Raw genomic sequence first — 21,952 nt, 5'->3', positions numbered from 1 at the left:
ACGCGGCTCGACGCTGACACTCTTCCGATTCACCCTCTCAGGTCACCACACTGCTCGGCCGCCGTTCGGTCGCGGCGGCGCCCGGCAGTCCGGTCACAGACGACGCCAGGGCCGGCCCTCGTGGGCCGGCCGAGACGTGATCTGCCCGACCGCTCCATCCGGACCGCGGGCGGGCAGATCACTGTTGTTCCGGTTCGTTCAGTGTTTCTGGGCGCGGCACTTCCGGCTCAGATACGCGAAGACCACGCCCGCACCCACCAGCAGGCCGACGAGGGCGATCATCCCTGGCAGCCCGGTCATACCGGTGTGCGCCAGTGAACCCGTGTCCCCACCGGCCGGGCCCGGGTTGTTGGCAGGCGGCCCAGGTGACGGCGGCGTAGAGCCCGGCGGCGAGGCCGGCGGCGAGCTCGGACTCGGCGTCGGGGTCGGGGATGGGGTCGGCGTTGCCTTCGGGATGTACACCCCGGCGTCGATCGTGTGATCGACCCCGCCCGGCTTGTCCGGCGCCGTGACAGGCGCGTAGCCGTTGCACAACTCCCCCGTGGTCGGCGGGGTCACATTGGAGTCATGCGCACGGTTGGCACCGGCTCGCGGGAGCGTGAACCGCAGCTCGCTCGCCGGGGGCTGGCCGGGCACCTTGCTGGTGTCCGCGGTGCACACGTCGAACTGAACCGTGTATTTCGCACCCGGTGTGAGCTGGTACGCGGCGCCGACACCACCGAAGTAGTACTCGCCGGCGGCATCGGTTTTGGTCGTGGCGACCTGCTTACCGCTCGCGTCCAAGAGGTTGATCGTTGCGTCCGGCAGGAGCGGTTCCGCCGGGTCCTGGATTCCGTTGTGGTCGCCGTCGAACCACACGAGATTGCCGATCTGGATCGGCGCGTTCGCCGCCGCGTACGCGATGTCACCGAGCCCGCCGGCCTTGCCGAACCCGTTCTGTTCCCTACCGATGAACTGGTACGCGTTGTGGGTCGGGTCGTTGCCCGGGCCCTGACCGGTCGTGATGTCGTGGTAACCGGTCCCGGCGCTTTCGACGTTGACGGTCGGGTCGAACTCCGTGCTGACGACCCACTGCTGCCGCGGGATGTAGGCCACCGACCCCAGCGCGGTCTCCTCGTGTCCGCCGGCGAAGAAGTCGCCCGGGAAGTATTCGACGACACCGTTGTCCTGGCCGCCATCGTTGGCGAGGGTGGCGTGATTGGGGCAGCCTCCTGTGCCTTCCCACGCGTATCCACCAGTGGGATCGGCGCAAGCCATGTTGATGTCACCACCGGACATGCCGAGTTCCGACGTGCTGTTCCCCGGGCGGGGGTCCAGCCCCTTGGCACTGAGCACGTCCATGAACCGGTCGCGGAAACCCAGGATCATCGAACCGTCGCGGCCGAAGGCGAGGGAGGCGAGCTCCGGCTGCGGATCGATGAAGGCGTTACGCACCTTCCGTTCGTCCCACGTTGCCAGGGAGGTGTTCCATGGGTTCCAGTGAGTGGCCTGAGCGATGCCCTCGTCACCGCGAAGGACGACGCCGCGCTTGTCAGTGAGCTGATGGGTCAGCACCGTGGTGAACCGCTTGCCGTCGTAGGTGTAGACGTAGGCTTTCAGGTCCGCGCGCTGCTGCGTGCTCTCCGCGCTGCACACACCGCCGACGTACAGCGAGTTGTTGTGGACGGAGAGACCGAACGGCCGCCAGTCGCCGGGGCTCGAGCACCCCGGGTCCGGGATCGGCACCGTCGCCTCGGGCACCGAGGCGGTGGCCCCTGTCGCGTCGAAGCTCACCAGGCTGCGGGTCAGCAGGTTCACCGCGTACAGCGTGGAGCCGTCCTCCGACAGGGCCAGGCCACCGATGCTCTCCTTGCCCGGTGCGTTAGTGAACCCGGGATCCTTCATCATGTTGGCGGTGTCGTGCGGCGTCACCGCCGCGGCCGGCACCTGCGCGAACAGCTGCGGCGCACCTCCACCGTTGACCGGCACCGTATAGATCGCGCCGGCGCCCTTCGGTCCGTAGGGGGCGTACCGGCGGGCGAACGCGCTCTGGAACAGCCGACTGCGGTACTTGTCGTACGCCAGCCCGAACGTCGTGCCCACCTGGGCCTGCGTGGCCAGCGTGGCCGGGCACGCCACATCGGTGGGACACGTGCCCCGGGTCTCCGTCCCGAACGCCACCAATGCCCGGGTGTCGGTTCCGTTGGCGCCATTCTGGACCGGTACGAAATACCGCGAGTCCGGCAGCGTGTAGTCGGCCGGATCCCACACCCCCGTCACTACCGAGGCGTTCTTTCCGTCCGACACATCCACGAAGGACGTGAAGCTGTCGAAGTGGTTCCCCGCGGTAGAGGCGGGCGCCGCCTGCAGATAGCCGCTGTACGGTGCCGGGATGCTGACGTCGACGCGGTACTGGCCGCCGCTCAGCACGGTCGATTGCGACACCACGACCTTTCCGGTGGCATCGGTGACGCCGGTGACATGGTGCCCGGCGGGGTCGGAGATCTCCACCTTCATGCCCCGCTGCGGCACGTCCATCGTCGCGTTGATCACGCCGGTGCCGAAGAAGTCGCGCAGCACCTCAACCGTCACCGTGCCGTCGGCACTCGAAGCGGCGGCCGCTCCAGCCGTCGCTCCCACGGCGCCGCCCGCCAGTAAGAGAACGGATAAGCCCATGCGCGCCAGCGGCTCCGCAAGCCTGCGGGCCGGCCGGCGCGAGTCTCTGTCGACCCGATTCATGGCATCACACTCCACACTTCTCTTGTCTTGAAAACGAAGCACCCGCCTTTTCGCTGCACGTCGACTTCGTGGCCCCAGACACGGACTCCAGTCGCGAACGCCAAGAAAAAAGGAGGGCCCACTGCTGTCGCGTGGACCGCTTTACGGTGATCGTTTGGGGATATTGTGGGCGAGTTGTAAACGTCGCAGGCCAGGAAAGCGAGCGCCCGTTCGGAATTTCGGACAAGACCGCCTTGGGCTGTGTGGTTCTGCAGCTCAATCACGGTGCCCTCGCCCCCCCCACCACCGACCTCACCGACCGCCACCGCGAACAGCGCGCGATTCTACCCACTGAGGTCTCGCCGACACCAGCAGAATCCCTGGCATCCATCGGTATCCGCGATAATCCCCCAGCGTCCGAGAATGGTGACCGGAAGAATGTGCGACAGCGACGTGATGGCCGGATCCGTTTCCCGTTGAAGGCGTGACGCCCGGATAACGCGTCTGGGACGTGCTCGTCACGCAGGGGCGTTGTGAAGTCGAAATTGGACCGGATCGTCTCTGCATGATTGGCGTGGCCTCATGTCCGGTGGCCAGAAAAGGGACCCGAACGGCAGTGCAGGCAGAGCCGTTGGTGGTCACGCGGTTGCCGAGACTCATGAGAACTGAGCGAGACTGCCACCACGGCCCAGCAACGCCCGCTGTGACCGTGCTCTGGCGGGTTCCGTGGGCTACTTATCGTTCGTGAAAAACGCCCCACCACCGTCATGGTCCCCCGCTGGGACGGCCCGGGCGAGGAACTGGCGTTGGTGCCCACGGAAAGCGAGGGGTCGAGTGTCAGCGGGGCGATGCCAGAGAGCGAGCAGGCCACCCTCGACGACGTACAGGTGGGGTCGGATCAGCTGGTGCGGAAAGCGGCCCTCGACGGGGGACGTACTGCTGACCGCAGGCTTCGCCTGGTTCCAACTGCTGATGACGGGCAGCTCCCTGGGGGCCGCCAGCGCACTGGTCGAGCCGATGCTGCTCAACAACCAGGCGTCCGAGTCCGAGCGGCTCCGGCTGCTGGTGGAGGCCGAGGGCGCGCCGTCGTCGGCCTCGGAGGGCATCGCCCGCCGAATCGACGACAGCGGCCCGGACGAGTCACCGCTCGCCGACTCACTCTACGTCCGGTACAGCGTGCAGGACGCCCTCTCCCGGGTGGTTCCGCGCAGAGGAACCGCGCGACGTCGACATCGAGTTGGAATTCCTCACCGGCCCCCTGGCCGGCAGGCACGACCCGGCCATGGCCGAGTCCGAACGCGACTACATCCGCGACAGCACCCTCGAAGGCCAGGAGACCGCCCGCGCGAAGGGCAAGGTCATCGGCAGCGTCAAGGTCTGCGACGAGGACATGCTCGCCACCGCCCTGCGCCTGCGCGACGACAAGCACCTCTCCCTGCGCGAGATCGCCTCCCGTCTGGTCATCCCCACCGGCACGAAGCGCGGCCCACACCCCTCCCCGTGACCGTCATGCGGATGCTCCGCGCACACGACGAGAAGACCGCCGAGACCTCGTGATCAACCGACACACCGTGCTCATTGTGGACGGCACCGCGGCCCGTGCTTCGTCGCGGTCAGCGGCGGGGCGGACGGGCCGCGAGGAAGAGGGTCAGCTGTCGGCCGGGGAGGCCGGGGCCGACACCGTGGGAAGGACGACGTCGGGGTGGAAGATCCTAAGCGGCGAGTCCGGTGCCTCGGTGATCGGGCTCACCAACCGATTGGGTAGAGCCGCACCGGGGCTTCCGTGAAAGGCATGTCCAAAGGCCGCCGGAAGACCGCCCCCGCGGTCGTCTACTCCGAGACCATCGTGCTCGCCGAGGCCATGTGGGCCTGGGAGCAGCGCCGTCACCACTCCGGCGCCGACCCGCAGGCCTGGCTCGAGCAGGTTGCCGAGCAGCTCCAGGTGCCCGGCCTCGCTCGCGGGCTTGGGCCCCGGCGCGAGGGCGTGCCGCTCGCTCGCTGGCTCGCTCAGCACACTGCCGTCGCGCACGGGCGCGGCCCCAGGACGGCTGGAACCGGGAAGGGCGACGGCGCGGAAGACCGCTGGGCACGGCTGCCCGATGGCCACCGCCGACCCGCTGAACACGGGCTGTTCCAGGCCGGCTCCTGCCTGAACTGGGTGTACGGAAAGCCCCTGCCCTCCTTGGAGGCCTGACGCGCTGCTGCGGCACGTCCCGTGTCAGTCTGGTTCACCGTTGTACGTATACGTGTGCGTGTACGTGGCGGTGTAGTCCTCAACAGGCATGGCCATGTTCGCCGCGTAGTCGGCGCGCGCCTGGCGGTCTGCCTCGGTGATGTCGGGGTGTACCGGGGGCGTCTCGGGGGCGCGCCACAATTGGATCAGGTGGCGTTCTCCGTGGTCGCCGATGCCGGGTTCGGGGTCGTCGGCGTGGCAGTACAAGCGCATCCGCACCCAGCCCTGGCCTTCCGGGGTGGGCGGGACTTCGAGGCAAGGCTCCTCCTCCGGCCAGGCGTCGAGGATGTCGCCCTGCTCGAGAGTGGCGAGGTAGAGGGTGGGCTCGTCGGCGCGCAGGCTGATTTCCTCCGCGGGCTCCCACTCTCCGCTGGTCTCGGGCGCGGGCGGGGCGTCGTGGACCTGGATGGTCATCTGCAGGGGGCCGGTGTCGGTGGTGGTCAGGACGACAGCGGCTTCGTCGGCGGCTGGGCCGCAGCGCCAGCCGAAGGGCATCTCGGCTGGATACTCGTAGTCGTCGGTGAAGCCGATGAGGTAGCCGTTTTCGCCAAGGTCGACGGTGAACGAGACTTCACGGACCAGCATGAAGGGGGCCTCCTTGAACGGGGGCAGGGTGCCCCCTCCCGGGCGAAACTGGGAGGGGGCACCCTGTTGGGGCGGGGAGTGTAGCCACGGTCAGGCGATCACGTAGAACGGGTCGCCGTCCATGACGTGCATCTGGCCGCGCCATGCGGTGATGCGTCCGCCCTGGGCCTTGTTCTCGTTGACGGCAACCCAGGTGATCTCCCGCTGGTTGGCGGGCAGGTGGGTGCCGCCCTCCTTGGTGGAGGCGAAGGGGTACTCGTCACAGGAAGTGCGGCCGGCGCGGCGCATGTCCGGCGGCGCGGTACGTGGGCACACCGCGGCCCGGTTGGCGTTCTCCTGCGTCTTGTTGATCATCCAGTGCAGGGGCTTGCCGCCGTTGGGGTCCCCATAGTGGCCGCCGCGGGAGCGCAGCTTGCGGATGCCTTCGTCGATGCGGGGCAGACCGACCATGCTCACCCCGGTCGGGGCGTCGGTGAACGCGCAGCCGGACCGGCTGGCCCGGCTGCTGCCGTAGTAGTTGTCGCAGCGGTAGACGGCTGAGGTGTAGGAGACGCTGCCGGGGCGGTAGCCGGGCTTGGTGAAGGTGTAGTTGTAGGTGGTCTTCGCCTTGGGGTTGATCTTCTTCGGGGCGATAGCGCCGGTCTTGTAGTCGGCACTGCCGCTGGCCGCGCTGTCCAGGGTGTGCCCCTGCGGGAAGCGGGCCGTGGCCCTGGTGCCGCCTCCGGAGAGGGCGGAGACGTTGACGGCGACGCCCCTGCCCTGGCCGGTGGTCCTCGCCTTGGAGACGGTGAACTTCTCACCCCAGTTGGCGGAGTTGGCCTTCAGGGTCATCTGGTGTTTAACGTCGAAGTCGGCGGTTCCTTCGATGACCGGACGCCCGTTGATGACTTTGACGACGTCGACGTGAACGGCGACCCACTCACACTCGCTGAAACGGTTGATCGTGATGCGGTTGATCGCGCAGGTCGCGTTGGCCGTCGGGCTGGCGGCCGCGGTGGCGAGAGTGTGTGCCCGGGACGTGGGTGAGCCGACGGTGACGCGCAACTGTCCGTCACTCGACTGATCGGCCATCGCTGACGGCGCGGCGGCCGATCCGAGAAGCCCCAGTGCCACGGCCCCTGCAGCGAGCAGCTTTCTCGATTTCAAGTTGTACCCCCTGTTTTTGGTGCCAGTTGACAGGGGGTACCCGGTGGTCAACTCGCGTGTTCCCCCGTCGCGTTGGCGCCATACAAGCACAGCCAACGCACAGACGCGCTCCGATTTGAGCAGTTTTCACCCACTGGTGGAGCAGTGGTAAGCGTGAGCGGCCGAGATCGGTCAGCTGGTCGACGGGAACCCCCGCGCTCCTTCCCTCCCGACGTTGTTCAGGCGGAGTCGAAATTCGAAAGGGGGCGGCTGCAGACGCTGACGGGATTCGAACCCGCGGACGAGGACGGGCAGGGCCCGCCCGGGCCTCATCAGTCGTCGCGCGGAGGGCCTTCCGCGCGACGCTCGCAATGGACCGCTCTGCCACGGCGCCGCAGCCTGCCGGGACCGCGCGATCCCGGTCCCCGAACCATAGAGGCCCTCGCCTCAGTGATCCCACCCGGTTTTCCGCGCACGCCGGAAGCCCGCCGGGTCAACCGCGCAGGCGGTAGCGGGGCTGCCGTTGGAGGGCCGGGTTCTGTTGGTCGGCCACACGTACTGGCGCACGAACCTGACACTGCGGGGCAGTCTCCGGGCCGTGCGGAGTCACACGACGCCAACCAAAACACACCGTCAGGCGGCTCGGATTTATTTACTTTGATCCAAAAAACCGCAGCTCGGCGACCTGTAGGCCCGACTTCACCCAAACTTGTTCCCTCCCCACGCCCAGTGCACCCAGGCCACCATGGAAATCAGTCGAATCCAGGAGGAAGAAAAGAATGAGCACCACTGCGCAGCTCATGGTCGGCTACGCTGCCTACACCGACGCTGCAGAATTTGGCGCCTCGGCAGAGGCCAACGCCCCCGGCTCTGCGGAGACCACCGCAACTATCGTCTCGACCCAGCACTGCGCCACGGGTGTCACTATCATTTCTACGATCACCACCCTCCAGCAGGGTTGCTGATCATCTTCCGCTAAAACCAGCTCTGGCTGCGCAACCCTCGACGCAGCCAGAGCTGGTGTTGGCGAGTACTCCGGCCAGCGTGTAGGACGCAGCGTCCGGCACCGAACTGCCAGAGAAGTTCCAACAGGTCGTTTCACGATGAGGTCTCAGAGGGGTGTGCTGTCGCGCTCGGCTTCGTCCGTAAGATCACTTCATGCCTGCTGACGAACCCGTGACTCGGTCCATGTTTTCCGGTGGTGTCCAGCCGATATCGAATCCTCAGCCGATGCCGCAGCTGCCTCAGCGGATCTGGTCAGAAGAAGACTGGGAACAGATCCAGCGTGGCTACGCGTCGCGGGGCATGGACGAGAAGTGGGACGTCTTCGTGGAAGGCGAGGTGGTCTTCCTGCATCGAAGCTGGACCGGCTACGGAGTCTTCGCGGCGACCTTCGCGCCGGTTGATGGCGGTGGATGGCGGATCGCCAGTGCCGTGGTAGAGCGTGATGTCGAGCGCTATGAAGGGACGGACGATGCCTACGACTGCGTCATGCTTGAGTTGGTGATCACCGCCATCGTGCTTGGTGAACCAGCGCCTGACCTTCGATCGAAGCCGGTGGAGTTGACTCGTCGGAAGTCGCGCTTTGCTGATGCCCCGGCTGGCCTGATTCAGCACAGCGCTCTGGGACTGCGCTCAGACTCCTAGTCGATCTCTTGGAGCGGCCGGATAGCCGTCGGATGCAGATCAGGCTGCAGGCCAGCCGGTTGCCGCCGGTGAGCGTGACGGCAAGCGGGGTTCCGTGACGGTCGACAATCAGGTGGTGCTTGGAGCCGGGGCGGGCGCGGTCGACGGGTGAAGGGCCGACGTGATCCCCGTTACCTTCTTCGTGGCCCCGCAATGGGGCTCCCGGCCTCCGGGCCCGGCATGACTGAGATCCCCAGTCGATCATGATCGAAAGGGTGATGTCACCGGGCACCGGTGGCATCGGCAGACCGCTGATTAGGGGCACGAGCGCCGATCCCGTCCGGGGGGAGGCAGGCTCTTCGTAACGTGGATGCCGGCACGCTGATGCCGTAGGTAGGCCGGGAAGGGCACGACCGCTGTGGAGAGTGCGCGTGATCAGCACGGGTGACATCGGCGCCTACCTGGGCCTGGACGTTGGCAAGGGTGAGCACCATGCCACCGCCTTGACCCCGGCGGGCAAGCGGGTCTTCGACAAGCGGCTGCCCAACACCGAGCCGAAACTGCGTGAGGTGTTCAGCACGTTGCAGGCCAAGCACGGCACCGTGCTGGTGGTGGTCGATCAGCCCGCCTCGATCGGTGCCCTGCCGCTGGCGGTCGCCCGCGACACGGGCTGCCGAGTCGCTTACCTGCCCGGCTTGACGATGCGAAGGATCGCCGACCTCTACCCGGGCGAGGCCAAGACCGACGCACGGGACGCGGCGATCATCGCGGACGCCGCGCGCACGATGCCGCACACCCTTCGCGATTTGGTGCCGGCCGACGAGACGGTCGCCGAGCTGGAGATGATCGTCGGCTTCGACGACGACCTGGCCGCCGAGTCCACCAGGATCAAGAACCGACTGCGTGGCCTGCTCGCCCAGATCCACCCCTCGCTGGAGCGGGTCCTGGGCCCGAGACTGGACCATCCTGCCGTCCTGACGCTGCTCGAACGCCACGGCTCACCAGCCCAGTTGGGGAAAGCCGGCCGACGTCGCCTAGTGACCCTCCTGCGACCCAAGGCCCCGCGGCTGGCCGAGCGTCTGGTCGAGGACATCTTCGCCGCCCTCGACGAGCAGAGCGTCGTCGTGCCCGGGACCGAGGCCGCTTCACTGATCGTCCCCAGCCTCGCCGGCTCACTCAGCTCCGTACTCGACCAGCGCAAGCTCCTCGCCGCCCGCATCGAGGAACTGCTGGAGGCCCACCCTCTTTCCCAGGTCCTGACCTCCATGCCCGGCATCGGGGTCAGGACCGGAGCTCGCATCCTCATCGACGTCGGTGACGCCAGCAGCTTCCCCACCGCCGGCCACCTGGCCGCCTACGCCGGGCTGGCACCGGTAACCAGAAGCTCAGGCTCCTCCATACGCGGGGAACATCCCTCCTGCCGTGGCAACAAGCAGCTCAAACGAGCCTTCTACCTGGCCGCATTCGCATCACTGTCCCAGCCCGAGTCACGCGCCTACTACGACAAGAAACGGCGACAGGGCAAACATCACGTCGCCGCCCTCGTCTGCCTCGCTCGCCGGCGCATCGACGTGCTCTTCGCCATGCTGCGAGACGGCACCTTCTACGAGCCTCCGCTCGCCTCCGCAGCTTGACGAAAACCATAGGGGCACCCTTTGAGCGCCCGAACGTGCGACCCGTCCACGGAGCAGTCGTCCAGGTTCGGCAGACCGGCGCCGGCGCAGCTCGGTCAGCAGGGCAGCATGCAGGCGCGGCCACACGCTGGCCTCGGTCCAGTCCCCCAGACGACGCCAGGCTGTCACACCGGAGCAGCCCACCGTCGCCGCGGGAACATCACGCCATGCGACACCCGTCCGCAGCACGTACATGACGCCTGCCAGGGCCACTCGGTCAGGAACGCGCAGCCGCCCGGGTAACGGCGGCGCCGCTCAGGAGTTGGCGGCAGCAGCGGGGCCACCCGCTCCCACAGGTCGTCAGGAACAAGATCAGCGGGCACCCCGGACACCTCGCCGACCAAGATCGTCGAGCACAAGACCCGCAGCTCAACTCATTCTGAATTGATCAGTCAAGCGGTCCGCGAGAGCGTCAGGCGGCCTGCATCCGCTGACTGTTGACCAGGTCCCGGTAGGGAGAGCAGCGGTCCATCAGCGTCTGATGGGTGCCGGCGTCGGTGAGGGTGCCGTTGGTCAGCATCACCACATGGTCGGCATGCTGCACGGTGGACAGTCGGTGGGCCACGACCATGACCGCTCGGGTGGTCGCCAGGTCGTCGACGACCCGCCGGAACCGCTTCTCGTTGATGCTGTCCATCTGTGAGGTGGGCTCGTCCAGCAGCACGATGTCGGCGTCCGAGAGCAGGGCCCGTGCTAGAGCCAGGCGCTGTCGCTGCCCACCGGACAGGTCGTTTTCCCGTCCCAGTTTGGTGTCCAGCCCTTCGGGCAAGGAGGTGAGGTCCTGTAGCAGCCCGACCGCTTCCAGGGCGGTGGCCAGCTCCTCTTCGGAGGCCGGTTCGGCACGGCCGAGCTGCAGGTTGTCGCGGACGGTCCCTTCCAGCAGGGTGAACTGCTGATCGACGTAGGCGACGCGGCTGCGTAGCTCTTCAAGCGGCCAGTCGGTGATCGCGTGGCCCAGTATGTTGATCTTTCCGTCGTCGGGGTGCATGAACCGGTCGATGAGCGTCAGGCACGTCGACTTTCCGGCGCCGGACGGGCCGACGAGAGCGGTCAGTCCGGTACGCGGCGCGGTGAAGGTGACACGGTCCAGTACCGGAACGCCGGTGTAGGAGAAGGAGACGTCTTCGAAGGCGACGGCCGGCGTGCCGGGGCAGGGCTGCGGCGCGCTGAGACCGGGCTGAGCGCCGTCGGTCTCCTGCGCGAGGTCGAAGAATTCGTTGAAGCGGGTGCGGGCAGCGAGACCGGCCTGGAGGCGCCCGATTCCGGTGGCGACGACGGTGACGGGGGAGACCAGCTGAAGGAGGTAGAGCAAGAAGGCAGCGAAGCTGGGGACGGACAGATCGCCGCTGGCCATGCGGGCGCCACCGCCGATGATGACCCCGACCAGAGCGACCTGCTGGCCCAGCTGCATCACGGGGGTGATCCACATCTGCAGGCGGGCTCCAACCAGGGAGGTCCCGGTGAGCTGCTGCGCGCTTTCGCCCAGCCGGTCGGCAGAGCGTCCCTCGGACCGGTAGGCCTTGATGGTGGGCAGGGCCGAGAGGTAGGCGGTGAAGTGCTGGGCGAGCTCGCCCACGGCGTCCTGCTGGTCGACGATGTTGCGGCGTACGCGGATCAGCACCCAACCGATCGCCGCACCAGCGAGGGCGAAGGACCCCACGGTGATCAGGACCAGCAGCCAGTCGAGTACCGCCATGACAACGAGGGTGAAGACCACGGTGAGGGCGGCCAATGGCAATTGGACGACCCCGATGTCGATGACGGCGCGCAGCAGCATGGCGTCGGAGGTGACGCGGGCGACCAGATTGCCCGCCCCTTGGGCCCGGACCGTGCTCATGGGCAGACGCAGGCTGTGTTCCATGACGCGCTGGCGTAGCCGCAGGACCATGAACTCGCCGATGCGGGCGATCAGGTAGCTGGAGGCTGCCGAGGCGCCGGCGGACCCCAGGGCTGCTACCGCCATGAGGATCACAGGCCGGGTGATCGTTTCGTCGTGGCCGAAGGAGCTGATGATGTCTTTTACGAGCAGCGGTACGGCCAGCGTGCCGGCTGTGGCGACGAGGGCGAGCAGCAGGGCGGAACCGAGTTGGAGTCGGTTCCGCCGCAGCAGGTCCGCACCAATGCGGACCTGCTGCGAAGCGGCGTGCGAAGTGGTCACCGGGCTACCTTCTTGGCTATTTCCACTGCGGTCTTCAGCGACAGTTCCGGCTTGGCGTCGCGCAGTGCCTTGGTGGCGCGCACCTCGTGCTTGGGGTCGACCCCGGCGGCCGCCAGGACTCCCCGGGCCCACTCCATCGTCAGGTCCTCCTCGGAGGAGGGGAGGTTACGAAGCAGGTTCAGGGCGTGCTGCAGCCCTGGCACCAGCGCAGGGTCGGCGCCGGCCAGGGCCTGCTCGAGCTGGGTGCAGGCGACGTCGACGTCGCGGATGACGGTCACGTTGCGGCGGTGGTCGAAGAAGGAAGACATGTCTACTCCTAAAGCAGGAACGGCTCGCGGTGCGTTTACCAGGGGTTGAGCGTGCTGGCTCCCTGATCGTCTATCAAGTCGGCGATGTAGTGCGCGTAGAGCAGCAGTTCGGGGTGCCAGCCGACGAAGGCGGCGAAGTCGTGGACGTGGGTGAGGGTCCGTAGCACCGCAGCGCGTGCCAGGGCGGTGCGGTCCGCCACTGGGCCGTAGGCGGCGAGGAAGTGGTCGCGGGCCTCGCCCAGCAGGGGGCGGGGCTTCTTCGCGACGGTACTGATCATCTGTAACTCGGCCAGCTCACCGAGCAGCCAGCCGACATCGAGTTCACCCTGTCCGCCGGCGGTGTCCTCACCGGCCAGGATCACGGCGCCCTCGTCGGGGGAGTCGGCCATGACGATCTGTCCGAGACCGAAAGAGCCGTGCAAGGTGACCGCGGCGGTCCCGGGGTACTCCACAGCAGCTCGACACCACTGGCGTGCCTCGTCCCAGCGGGAGGCGCCTAGGTGGCGGGTCATCTGCTGGTGCAAGGCGGCGGCGGCCCGCGGGCCGGTCCTGGTATCCAGCCAGGCCAGCAGCCGGGCCGGGCCCGGCGCCGGGCCCGGCGCGGTACCGGGGTGCGCGTGGCGGTGGAGAGTGCGTAGTGCGTGCCCGGCATCGCTCATGATGCGCAGCAACTGGGCGTGCTGTTGCGGGGTGGGGGTACGGGACAGCAGTCCGGCGGCGGTCATGGAGCCGGGCACCAGGTAGGTGAGGGAGCCGTCGGAGGCGGTACCGGGCTGGGGAGTGGCGAACTGCACAGTGCCGTGGGCAGCGGCCGCGGCCTGCCGCCGGAAGGCGGTGGTGGGCCGGCGCAGCGGTGTCGTCCGGTCGGGCCCGGGGCGACGCTGCCAGGCGTAACGCCCTGGCGAGAAACTGCTGATCCGGGTTTGCAGGTATCCGGTGCCGAACTCCTGCTGCGTCCGGCCCATGGCCGGGGCACTCACACCGTTTCCTTCGGCTGCTGGGGGACGGTCATCGACCGGCGCAGGTTCTCCAAGGCGTGGAGCGCGTCGGGCAGTGTCGCCGCTGAGGGGCCGGGTTCGCCGGTGGTCAGGCTGAAGCCCGGCTTGGGCGGCACTACGACCACGTTCGGTCGCTGCGACAGTTGGTGCACATGGCGACGGTAGGCGGGAGATGCATCGGCGCCGGGTGGCGGAGCTGGGGCGACGGCGATCGCCGCGGAAGTGCACTCCAGTGCCAGGAGCAGAGGGCTGTCGGCAAGGCCGAGGGCGAAGCGGGCGGTGAAGTGGAAGGTGGCGGGGTGGACCAGGACGGTGTCGGCCCAGCGGGAGAGCTCCACGTGCGTGGCGCTTTCGGGGTTGTCGGGCCACACGTCGTCGAGGGGAGGCCGGCCGCCGGTCACGGCTACGGCGGTGGATCCGACGAACTGGTTCGCCGACCGGGTCAGGGCGCAGCGGACTTCCAGCTGCGGGTATGCCCCGCGCAGCCAGTGCAGCCACATGGGCAGGAACATGGTGCCGATGCTGCCGGTGGCGATGTAGAGGAGGCGGCGGCCGCCGAAGACCGGTGGTGTGCCCTGCTCGGGCGCGGTGGTCTCAGACATGGGCGGCCTCGTCCACGGCCGCAAGGATGGCGGTGAGATCGCGCAGGGCGGCTCCGGGGCCTTCAGTGAGGCACACTCCGCACACGTTGAGGATGACCTCGTGCACGCCGTGGCGGTGCAGGTCGGCGAGCTGGGCAGCGATTTCCTGCGGTGTTCCGGAGACGAACACGCCGGACTTCACCAGCTGCTCGGCGCCCTGGAGTGGCTCGGCTGGATCGGCGGGCACCCCGCCCTGACGCAGCATGTCGGTGTAGTGCTGGCTGGCCAGGTGCGGGCCGACAGCGGTGTACGCGGCCTGGACGAGGTCGCGGCCGGGTCGCGTCACCGCAACGTGCACGACCGAGGCGACACGCGGTGGCCTCCGGCCGGCGGCCTGTGCGCTGGCGGACATCTCCGCAATGAGGGTGTCCCGGATGTAGGTGGGCGGGGCGAGCCAGGTGATCGCCACATCCGCGGCCCGTCCCGCGGCACGAGCCATGGCGGGGCGCAGTACGCCGAGCCCGATCTCCACCCCAGGGTGGGGGAACTCCGTGAGCCCCGCACCGTCGGTGGTGAACGTCCCGGCTGTGGAATGCGCGTTCTGCCCGTCGAGCAGCGTTCTTACGGTGCTGACGTACTCCCGCACGGTGCTGACCGGCCGGGTGCGGGTGGCTGGGGAGATGGTGCTTTGGAATTCGCTGCTGCCGGGGCCGAAGCCGGCGACGTAGGGGTGGCCGGAGAGGGCGGCCACGGACCGGGCGGACACGGCTGCCTGGAAGGGGTGCTGCAGCGGCGAGAGGACGACGCTGGATCCGAAGGGAATGCGCAGGCCCATCCCGGCGAGGGCGGCGAATACGTGATGGGTCTCCAGCCGCAGGGACTGGCCCATCCACATCCGGCCGCTTCCGCGCTGCTGCACCAGCCGGGCGAACGGGACGGCCGCGCCGATGTCCCCGGCCTGGACGGGGAACATCACGCTGGTCACTTGGGGAGAAGTCATGTGAGCCTCTACTTCGCGGGGTCGATGGAGAGTTCACGGCGGCGGGCCAGGGTGCTTCCCGACTCGCGGCGCGTCGTGCGCTGCAGCAACCATGCTGCGAGGGGGCTGCCCAGGACCGCCCAGGCGAGGAAGACGCCCAGCGCCGGCAGCTGCCAGCTGCTGTCCCCGCCAGAGGTGAGGGCCTCTCGTACGCCTTGGGCCATCCACTTCAGGGGGAAGGCGTCGGCCACGCCCTGCAGCCAGCCGGGCAGCTTGGACAGCGGGAAGAAGACGCCGGAGATGGCCAGCAACCCGTAGACGGGGAACATGACCATGGCCAGGGCTTCGCGTGCGTTGGGCAGTACGGCGCCGATGAGCAGGCCCAGCGGTGCCGTCGCGGCGAAGCCGGCCACAAGGACCCAGATCAGGGTGAGCCACGCGGTCACGGTGCCGGGCAAGCCGCTGTGGTTGATGCCCGCCCCTAGAAGGAGCAGGAGGAGGGAGGAGGTGAGGGCTACGCACGTGATGAAGAGAATCTTCCCGGTGACATAGGCGAGCAGCCCGTTGGGCAGGCCTCGGACCCGTAGCAGGGTTCCGTCGGTCTTGTCGCTGGCCAGGGCCTGCGGGAGTGATATCAGCGCGGTCAGGACGGACAGCGAGGCGATGCCACCGGCGACGATGAGCTGTGCCTGCTGGTGGCGCCAGTTGGCGAGGAGCACGAATACCGCGACGTTGATGAGGTAGTTGGAGAGGTCCTTGGAGGACCGGGCCAGGTGCCGGAGCTCCATCGTGCCGCGGCGCATTCCGTTGCTGATTGCTTCCATCACGCTTTTGCTCCTTCGCCGCGTACGAGACCGAGGTAGGTGTCCTCCAGCGACGGCCGGATCACCTCGAGGTCGGGGATGGGGCCGCCGAATTTCTCATGGAGCTCCCACACCAGTTGGGAGGGGTCGTGCGTGGCCCGGTTGTGGGTGATGCCCTCAGCGGTCCACCGCACCTGTGCGGGCGCCTGCACCTTGCGCGCTAGCTCCGTCGGGGTGCCGCAGGCGATGAGGCAACCGCGGATCAGGATCGCGGTGCGGTCGGCGAGCCGTTCGGCCTCTTCCAGGTCGTGGGTGGTGAGCAGGATCGTCATTCCGGCGTCCTTCAGGCTCAGGATGAGCTCGTGGAAGGTGCGTCGGGCCTCGGGATCGAAGCCGGTCGTCGGCTCGTCGAGGAAGAGCAGCTCAGGTCGGCCGATGATGCCCAGGGCGACATCCACCCGGCGGCGCTGGCCGCCGGAGAGCCTGCCCAGCTCTTGGTCCGCCTGCTCCTGCAGGCCCACCAGTTCCAGCAGCTCATCGGGCGCGTAGGCGCGCGGGTAGTAGCCGGCGAAGTGCACCATGAGTTCCCGCACCCGCCAGCGGGCATGGTCGCGCCAGGACTGCATCACCACGCCCACGCGGCGGCGCCATGCGTCGTCGGCCGCGGAGGGATCGGCGCCCAGCACCCGTACCTCGCCGGCGGAGCGCTTGCGGTAGCCCTCCAGGATCTCCACGGTGGTGGTTTTGCCGGCTCCGTTGGGGCCCAGCAGCGCGAAGAGCTCGCCTTTTCGGATCGTCAGGTCGATGCCGTGCAGCACATCGCGTGAGCCGTAGGACATGCGCAGGTCGCTGACGGATATGGCCGCGTCGGCCGGTGTGTTCTCAGTCATTTCCATCATGTGGGCCGCTCATCTCGAAGTTCTTCAGGTCGCCGACGATGACGCCACCGAATCGGGTGGGGGTGTAGAAGGTGCCGGCCGCTTCCCTGACCTCGGCTGCGCTGACGTCCTCCAAGCGCCGGGTGAAGGTGACCAGCCAGTCCAGGGGCTGGCCGAGCATGAGGTGGGACAGGAGGGTGGAGGCCAGGCCGCTCTGGGAGGCCAGGGACAGGACGGTGACCCCCGTCATGTAGCGCAGTGCCGCCTCGGTCTCCTTGCTGGTCGGTCCCCCGTGCGCGAAGCGGTCCAGCTCGCGAAGGAGCTGCCGCAGGGCGGGACCGGTGGCGGCGGTGGCCGTGTCCGCCTCTACGCCGATCAGCAGGCGGTCGAGGTGGTCGGTGAAGGCCGACTCCACGCGGTAGGTGAGGCCGAGCTGTTCGCGCAGTACGGACACCAGCCGTGAGGAGAAGTAGCCGCCGAAGACGACCGAGGCGACGGAAAGGGCGGGGAACTGGGGGTGCTCGCGGTCCACTCCCGGCGCTGCCAGCCGCAGATGGGATTGCACCCAACCGGACTGCTGCTTCTGCTGCAGGGTGGGCGTGGCCAGAGCGGGGCAGACTGCTGCCCCGGTGTGCTTGTCGCCGGAGCCCGGCTCCCAGCTGCTCAGCCGCCTGTGCAGCATCTGAACGGCGGTTTCGGGGTCGAGGTCGCCGACGATGACCAGCATCGCCTCCTGCGGACGCACCAGCTGATGATGGACGGCGGCGATCTCCTGCGGAGTGATCTCGCGCAGATGGGCGGGCGAGGCCAGCGGAAGCAGCGGCAAGGGGACGGTGCCGTACAGCTGCCTCATCAGGGCCTGCTGAGAGACGAGGCCTGGCTGGGCGGCGGCCAGCTGCGCCTGCCGGATGACCTTGTCGCGCGCTTCGTCGATGCCGGCCGGTGACTGTGCGGCGGGTGTGAGAGTCTGCGCCAGGGTGTTCCCCAGCAGCGGCAGCCGGGAGGCCGGGCAGGTGGCGCTGAGGCCCAGCCATGCCCCGCGCCGTGAGGAGCTGAGGCTCCCTCCGATGTGTTCGAGGCGTTCGGCGGCCTGGGACCGGTGCGGCAGGGCGGCGGTGAGCACCTCCAGCGCAGCGAGTTCACGCTCGTCCGTCGGGTGGACCGGCAGCGCCAGGTGGGCCTGGACCAGGGGGACCGAGGGCAGCCGGCAGGCCACGACACGCAGCCCGCCGGGCAGCGTCGTATCGACGGTGGGTGGCAGCGTGACCTTGGGCGGAGCGCCCAGCGGGGGCAGAGTCCGGTTCACCGGCTGCCTCCTTCGGCCAGGAGGGACAGCAGGGCGGGTTGCTGCTCGCGCAGCTGTGCTGCGGCAGCGATGACCTGCGATGTGGTGATGCCGGCCGCCAGGTCGGGGAGCGTTTGGCCCAGGTCGGGCCGGCCGAAGAGCAGTTCATGCGTGCCCAGGTAACGGGTGCGGGCCAGCAGGGAGTCCAGTTTCTGAAGGAGGCGGCTGACGGTGATGGCGACGGCCCTGGCGACGTCCTGTTCGTCGACTTTGCCGAACGCGATGTCGGTGAATGCGGCATTGACGCTCTGTGCGATCTGCTGCGATGAGACCTGCGGCGGGTGGGTGGCGACGATGATGAAGGTGTCCGGGTCGCGTGCCTGCAGGGGGCCGAACAGGCCGCAGCCGGAGCTGACGTCGACGGACATGGCGGCCAGCGCCTGCTTCAGCGGGGCATGTTCACCGGCGGTCAGCAGGGTCGAAAGCACCATGTGCGCAACGTAGGCATCGAGGTCTTTGCCGGGGTCGGGCAGCCGGAAGCCGAGAGCGGTCGCCGGGCGGGGTGCGAAGAGGTCCTGGACGGTACCGCGCAGTGGTCCAGGACGCCGCGGCTCGGCCAGCGGCGCGGGCGCGGGCACCGGCCGGCTGGGCACCGCGTCGAACTGCCTGGCAGCGGCGTCGATCGCCTGCGCTGGATCGATGTCTCCGCAGAGCGTGAGAACGGCGTTGCCCGGCACGTAGTGGGTGGCGAAGAACTCGGCGCACTCGGCGACCGTCGCCTTGTCCAGGTCCCCGAAGTCACCGTAGCCGTTGTGGGCATTCGCCCACGTCTCGTACAGCACCGCGGGCAGCACCGTCCAGGGGAACCCGCCGTAGGGACGGTTGTCGACGTTGAGCCTGATCTCTTCCTTGACGACGTCTCGCTGCGTCCTCAGGTTCGTCTCGGTGACGTCCAGGGATGCCATACGGTCCGCCTCCAGGAACAAGACGCGTTCCAAAGCGGCGACCGGCACAACTTGGTGGTAGTCCGTGTAGTCCGGATATGTGCTTCCGTTCACCACCCCGCCGGCTCCTTGCACCAAGGAGAAGTGCTCCCCTCTTGCAACATTCCGACTCCCCTGGAACATCATGTGTTCAAAAAGGTGTGCGAAACCGGAGCGCCCATAGGGCTCGGATCGAAATCCGACGTCATAGTGAACGGCCACTCCGACTGCGGGAACACCTGGCACGGACTGAGCTACTACGCGGAGCCCGTTGGGCAGGGTCGCACGCTGCGGAGATGTTTTCGGCATGCGAACCACTGTAGAGTTCGGGGGCTCTCCGGGAAGCGAGTTCTTTTCCGTCGGTGCCCCCGAACACCCGCCTCGAGGTAGAGAACATGCAGGTGAGAGCCACAAGGTAGCCGCTCGCCCCCCTCATCGAAGGCCCCAGAAAAAATAAACCGTAACTTTCAGGATTGCTCATATATCGCCCCCTGCTTAAACTCCTCACCATGACACCTCAATCCGAAAGAAATACGGATAAGGCGGGCGAGAGGGCGGAATACATCCCCGTCTCGCTGGAGAGATTCCCCGAAGTGGATGCCCTCTTGGGCAGGCTCGGTCTCGGTGCCTACGAAGCCGATACCCTTACCTCGCTTATCGGCCGCAACGACAACTGGTCCGGAACGACCACCACGGGTGCGCAAGTATTCGTCAAAAAACTGGGAGATGTGACCGCTGCAGAGAATTTCAAGCGCGTCACCGCATTCGAAGAACTAGCCGCCAAGCATCAATCGCGCCGCCTGCGCACTCCGGCGCTGCTGGGCGCCGACCCCGAACACCTTCTGGTGGCCTTCGAGCTGCTGTCCGATGTCACCACCGGATCCGAACTCGCCGCGGACGACGCCTTCGACGAGGGGCTGTGCCGGCAGGCGGCTCAGGCGCTCGCTGTCATTCACCAGTTCCCCGCCGACGAGGCGGCCATCGACACCTCGCCGCACCCGTTGCCGCCCCTGGGCGGACTGCACGGACTGTCCCTGGACTACTTCGTTGAACGCAGCTTCGCGGAGATCGAGACCTGGCAACTGCTGCAGAACGACTCCCAGGTGATCGAAGCCCTCCACAACCTGCGCGACAGCGAGCAGACCGCCGTCCTCTGCCCCATCCACGCCGACGTACGACTGGACCAGTTCCTCGTGAACGGCTCCACCCTGTACATGACCGACTTCGAGGAATTCCGCCTCGGCGACCCCGCCCGCGACATCGGGGGCTTCATCGGGGAGTGGCTTTTCAAGGCCATCCACGGCATCCCGAAGTCCATCAGCGACGTCGCCGACTTCGGCCACACCGCCACCCACGACGAAATCCTCGCCCACGGTGTCGCCGAACTCGCCCGACTGCGCCCGATGATGTCCGCGTTCTGGAACAGCTACCTGCACGCCGCCAAGCCCTCCGTTCGGCATGTCTCGGGGCTCGCCACCCGGTCGGCCGCCTTCGCCGGTTGGCACATGATCGACCGGATGATCGCCCACGCCGTCCACTCCGTACGGCTCTCCCCTGCTCACCGGGCTGCCGCCGGCATCGGCCGCACCATCCTGCTGTCCCCCAGCGATTTCACCGCCACTCTCGGACTTGAAGGAAAAGGCGCAGCATGAGTACCTTCCACCTCGCCCCGCGGGTCGCCGCATCCCTCGCTGACATCCACGTCGAGCCCGGAGGGCTCAAGGCCGTGGCGGGTAAGGAAACCTTCGAAGGCGACAGCGCTCCCGCGCTGGCCAAGAAGCTCGCCGCCGGCCTCTACCAGACCCTGCACATGGGACGCAGCGAGGCGCTGACCTCCCGGCCTCGCAGCTTCCGCGATCGGGACCTGGATCACCGCCTGGCCGGTGCGATGCCGCACGAGCGCACCCGGACCCAGGCCCTGCTCCACTCCCATCGCCCGGAGCACAACGAGACGATGGTCGAACTGGACGGTGTTCGGGTACGGGTGCCACCCGAGGCCGTGATCACGCCACTTCCCGACACGCCGCCCGGACCTGTGACGGTGACTCTTCCTGCCGCCCGTCCCGGTCTCTCCCCCGGCTTCTTCCTGGCCGACGGCAGCCTGGGCAAGGAGCGCAGCGGTGACATGCTGCGCCTGTACGTCCATCTCACTCATCCCGAAGCAGCTCCTGACGCCTGGCATGCCGTTCTGACGTATCTGGAAAAGGCTGGCCTGCCCTACCGAGCCAAGGTTTCTTCTTCTCCGCATCTGTACCCCCGGCGGGACGCACTCGTGGTCTATCTCGGTCCTCGTGCCCAGCACGCCGTCTCCGCCCTGGCCGAGCGGTTGAAAGGCTTGGACGGCGTGGGAGAGTCGACCTCTCCCTTCACCCGTGAGGTGGCTCCCGGTATCGGTGTGGCCTGGGAGCCCGCCGACCGCCGGGCCGGTCACAAAGGTCAAAGCTTCGGTGAGCACCGCACCGCGATCCTTGCCGAGGCTCTCGTCCAGCACGCCCTGCTTCCGGACGAGGACCGGACGGAAGCAGCAGAGATGGTCGCAAGTGCTTTCCTCGACGCCTCCATCGATCCGTTGGATCCGGCGCGCAACCTCGGCTCGCCCCCGATTCCGGTCCTGTCGCCGGCGTGACGACCGCAATCCCGCCGGAGGTCAAGGCGGCTACGGTGCTGCGGGTGCTGCAGGGAAAGGCACGGGCGCGTGCCGCTGCACGTACGTTGGGTGTTCCCGAGACGTGCGTCGAATCGTGGATCCGGTGCTATGTCCACGCTGGCTCCCGCCAGCTGTTCGGCAGCAAGGCCGTGTCCACGGGCTCGGAACGGGCCCGCGCCCAGGTGCAGCAGCTGCGGTCGGCGTTGGACGAAGCCCTCGAAGACCTTGCCGTGCTCAACGAGGTCCTGCGCCTGGCCGACGTGTGCAGGTAAACGGAATGAACCCATCCGCCCGCTCCTATTCTTTTCCCTCTGCACTGAAAAACCCCAGGTGAAGGCATCGACGAGGGCAAGTCACCGGTTCCTTTCTTCCTCGCCCGGCCTCACCCAGCGT

At 67.8% G+C, this 21,952-nt stretch carries 20 protein-coding genes and 2 pseudogenes; 8 read left to right on the top strand and 14 right to left on the bottom strand.

What is annotated here, in order from left to right; genetic code table 11:
- Positions 1–198: 198 nt before the first annotated feature.
- Positions 199–2,655 (bottom strand): SdrD B-like domain-containing protein, encoded by a 2,457-nt coding sequence (locus ACZ7L1_RS36495; RefSeq protein ID WP_471443664.1) that lies wholly within the window; start codon positions 2,653–2,655, stop codon positions 199–201.
- A gap of 1,324 nt (positions 2,656–3,979) precedes the next feature.
- On the opposite strand from ACZ7L1_RS36495, the gene ACZ7L1_RS36490 reads away from it, so the two are divergent.
- A complete protein-coding gene (locus ACZ7L1_RS36490; RefSeq protein WP_471443641.1) occupies positions 3,980–4,201 on the top strand; it encodes a hypothetical protein in 222 nt (73 codons plus the stop codon).
- A gap of 288 nt (positions 4,202–4,489) precedes the next feature.
- Positions 4,490–4,891, top strand: a complete 402-nt coding sequence (locus ACZ7L1_RS36485) for a hypothetical protein (protein ID WP_471443639.1) — start codon at positions 4,490–4,492, stop codon at positions 4,889–4,891.
- A gap of 24 nt (positions 4,892–4,915) precedes the next feature.
- Here ACZ7L1_RS36485 and ACZ7L1_RS36480 read toward each other — a convergent pair whose 3' ends face one another.
- Entirely contained in the window at positions 4,916–5,515 is a 600-nt protein-coding gene (locus ACZ7L1_RS36480; protein ID WP_471443637.1) for a hypothetical protein, read from the bottom strand.
- Between the two features lie 90 nt (positions 5,516–5,605).
- Positions 5,606–6,586 carry a NucA/NucB deoxyribonuclease domain-containing protein gene (locus tag ACZ7L1_RS36475; protein WP_471443635.1) on the bottom strand — a complete coding sequence of 327 codons (981 nt, stop codon included), beginning with the start codon at positions 6,584–6,586 and terminating at the stop codon, positions 5,606–5,608.
- Positions 6,587–7,419: 833 nt separating this feature from the next.
- On the opposite strand from ACZ7L1_RS36475, the gene ACZ7L1_RS36470 reads away from it, so the two are divergent.
- Both ACZ7L1_RS36470 and ACZ7L1_RS36465 read left to right on the top strand, forming a co-directional pair.
- Entirely contained in the window at positions 7,420–7,605 is a 186-nt protein-coding gene (locus ACZ7L1_RS36470) for an LxmA leader domain family RiPP (RefSeq protein ID WP_471443633.1), read from the top strand.
- Between the two features lie 265 nt (positions 7,606–7,870).
- The gene (locus ACZ7L1_RS36465; RefSeq protein ID WP_471443663.1) at positions 7,871–8,287 is read left to right on the top strand and encodes a hypothetical protein; all 417 of its coding nucleotides are present in this window, start codon (positions 7,871–7,873) and stop codon (positions 8,285–8,287) included.
- Here ACZ7L1_RS36465 and ACZ7L1_RS36460 read toward each other — a convergent pair.
- Positions 8,271–8,456, bottom strand: a pseudogene (locus ACZ7L1_RS36460) (IS5/IS1182 family transposase); the annotation flags it as partial. The gene ACZ7L1_RS36465 and the pseudogene ACZ7L1_RS36460 overlap by 17 nt on opposite strands.
- 241 nt (positions 8,457–8,697) lie before the next feature.
- On the opposite strand from ACZ7L1_RS36460, the gene ACZ7L1_RS36455 reads away from it, so the two are divergent.
- The gene (locus ACZ7L1_RS36455; RefSeq protein ID WP_471443631.1) at positions 8,698–9,900 is read left to right on the top strand and encodes an IS110 family RNA-guided transposase; all 1,203 of its coding nucleotides are present in this window, start codon (positions 8,698–8,700) and stop codon (positions 9,898–9,900) included.
- Between the two features lie 20 nt (positions 9,901–9,920).
- Here ACZ7L1_RS36455 and ACZ7L1_RS36450 read toward each other — a convergent pair.
- The 10 genes and pseudogenes from ACZ7L1_RS36450 to ACZ7L1_RS36405 all read right to left on the bottom strand — a co-directional run.
- A pseudogene (locus ACZ7L1_RS36450) lies at positions 9,921–10,262 on the bottom strand (transposase); the annotation flags it as partial.
- An 89-nt stretch (positions 10,263–10,351) separates the two neighbouring features.
- On the bottom strand, positions 10,352–12,097 hold the full coding sequence (locus ACZ7L1_RS36445; protein WP_471443629.1) for an ABC transporter ATP-binding protein: 1,746 nt from the start codon (positions 12,095–12,097) through the stop codon (positions 10,352–10,354).
- On the bottom strand, positions 12,094–12,405 hold the full coding sequence (locus ACZ7L1_RS36440; protein WP_471443627.1) for a hypothetical protein: 312 nt from the start codon (positions 12,403–12,405) through the stop codon (positions 12,094–12,096). Before ACZ7L1_RS36440 ends, ACZ7L1_RS36445 begins: the two co-directional genes overlap by 4 nt.
- Before the next feature lie 35 nt (positions 12,406–12,440).
- On the bottom strand, positions 12,441–13,385 hold the full coding sequence (locus ACZ7L1_RS36435; protein ID WP_471443625.1) for a hypothetical protein: 945 nt from the start codon (positions 13,383–13,385) through the stop codon (positions 12,441–12,443).
- Positions 13,382–14,005 carry a flavoprotein gene (locus tag ACZ7L1_RS36430; protein WP_471443623.1) on the bottom strand — a complete coding sequence of 208 codons (624 nt, stop codon included), beginning with the start codon at positions 14,003–14,005 and terminating at the stop codon, positions 13,382–13,384. Before ACZ7L1_RS36430 ends, ACZ7L1_RS36435 begins: the two co-directional genes overlap by 4 nt.
- Positions 13,998–14,984, bottom strand: coding sequence for an LLM class flavin-dependent oxidoreductase (locus ACZ7L1_RS36425; RefSeq protein WP_471443621.1), 987 nt, complete (start codon positions 14,982–14,984; stop codon positions 13,998–14,000). The genes ACZ7L1_RS36430 and ACZ7L1_RS36425 overlap by 8 nt, the downstream gene beginning before the upstream one ends.
- Positions 14,985–14,992: 8 nt before the next feature.
- The gene (locus ACZ7L1_RS36420) at positions 14,993–15,787 is read right to left on the bottom strand and encodes an ABC transporter permease (protein ID WP_471443619.1); all 795 of its coding nucleotides are present in this window, start codon (positions 15,785–15,787) and stop codon (positions 14,993–14,995) included.
- Entirely contained in the window at positions 15,787–16,656 is an 870-nt protein-coding gene (locus ACZ7L1_RS36415) for an ABC transporter ATP-binding protein (RefSeq protein ID WP_471443662.1), read from the bottom strand. Before ACZ7L1_RS36415 ends, ACZ7L1_RS36420 begins: the two co-directional genes overlap by 1 nt.
- Entirely contained in the window at positions 16,649–17,950 is a 1,302-nt protein-coding gene (locus ACZ7L1_RS36410) for a M16 family metallopeptidase (RefSeq protein WP_471443617.1), read from the bottom strand. Before ACZ7L1_RS36410 ends, ACZ7L1_RS36415 begins: the two co-directional genes overlap by 8 nt.
- Positions 17,947–19,221, bottom strand: coding sequence for a M16 family metallopeptidase (locus ACZ7L1_RS36405; RefSeq protein ID WP_471443661.1), 1,275 nt, complete (start codon positions 19,219–19,221; stop codon positions 17,947–17,949). Before ACZ7L1_RS36405 ends, ACZ7L1_RS36410 begins: the two co-directional genes overlap by 4 nt.
- A 200-nt stretch (positions 19,222–19,421) precedes the next feature.
- On the opposite strand from ACZ7L1_RS36405, the gene lxmK reads away from it, so the two are divergent.
- From lxmK to ACZ7L1_RS36390, 3 genes are read left to right on the top strand one after another with little or no spacing between them, the layout of a single operon-like run.
- The gene (gene lxmK / locus ACZ7L1_RS36400) at positions 19,422–20,564 is read left to right on the top strand and encodes a class V lanthionine synthetase subunit LxmK (protein ID WP_471443615.1); all 1,143 of its coding nucleotides are present in this window, start codon (positions 19,422–19,424) and stop codon (positions 20,562–20,564) included.
- Positions 20,561–21,538: a T3SS effector HopA1 family protein gene (locus tag ACZ7L1_RS36395; RefSeq protein ID WP_471443613.1), complete on the top strand. Its 978-nt coding sequence runs from the start codon at positions 20,561–20,563 to the stop codon at positions 21,536–21,538. The genes lxmK and ACZ7L1_RS36395 overlap by 4 nt, the downstream gene beginning before the upstream one ends.
- The gene (locus ACZ7L1_RS36390; protein ID WP_471443611.1) at positions 21,535–21,831 is read left to right on the top strand and encodes a helix-turn-helix domain-containing protein; all 297 of its coding nucleotides are present in this window, start codon (positions 21,535–21,537) and stop codon (positions 21,829–21,831) included. The genes ACZ7L1_RS36395 and ACZ7L1_RS36390 overlap by 4 nt, the downstream gene beginning before the upstream one ends.
- Positions 21,832–21,952 lie beyond the last annotated feature (121 nt).

The organism is Streptomyces sp. NPDC107546, from assembly GCF_055639175.1.
This window is presented reverse-complemented; position numbering and strand designations above follow the sequence as displayed.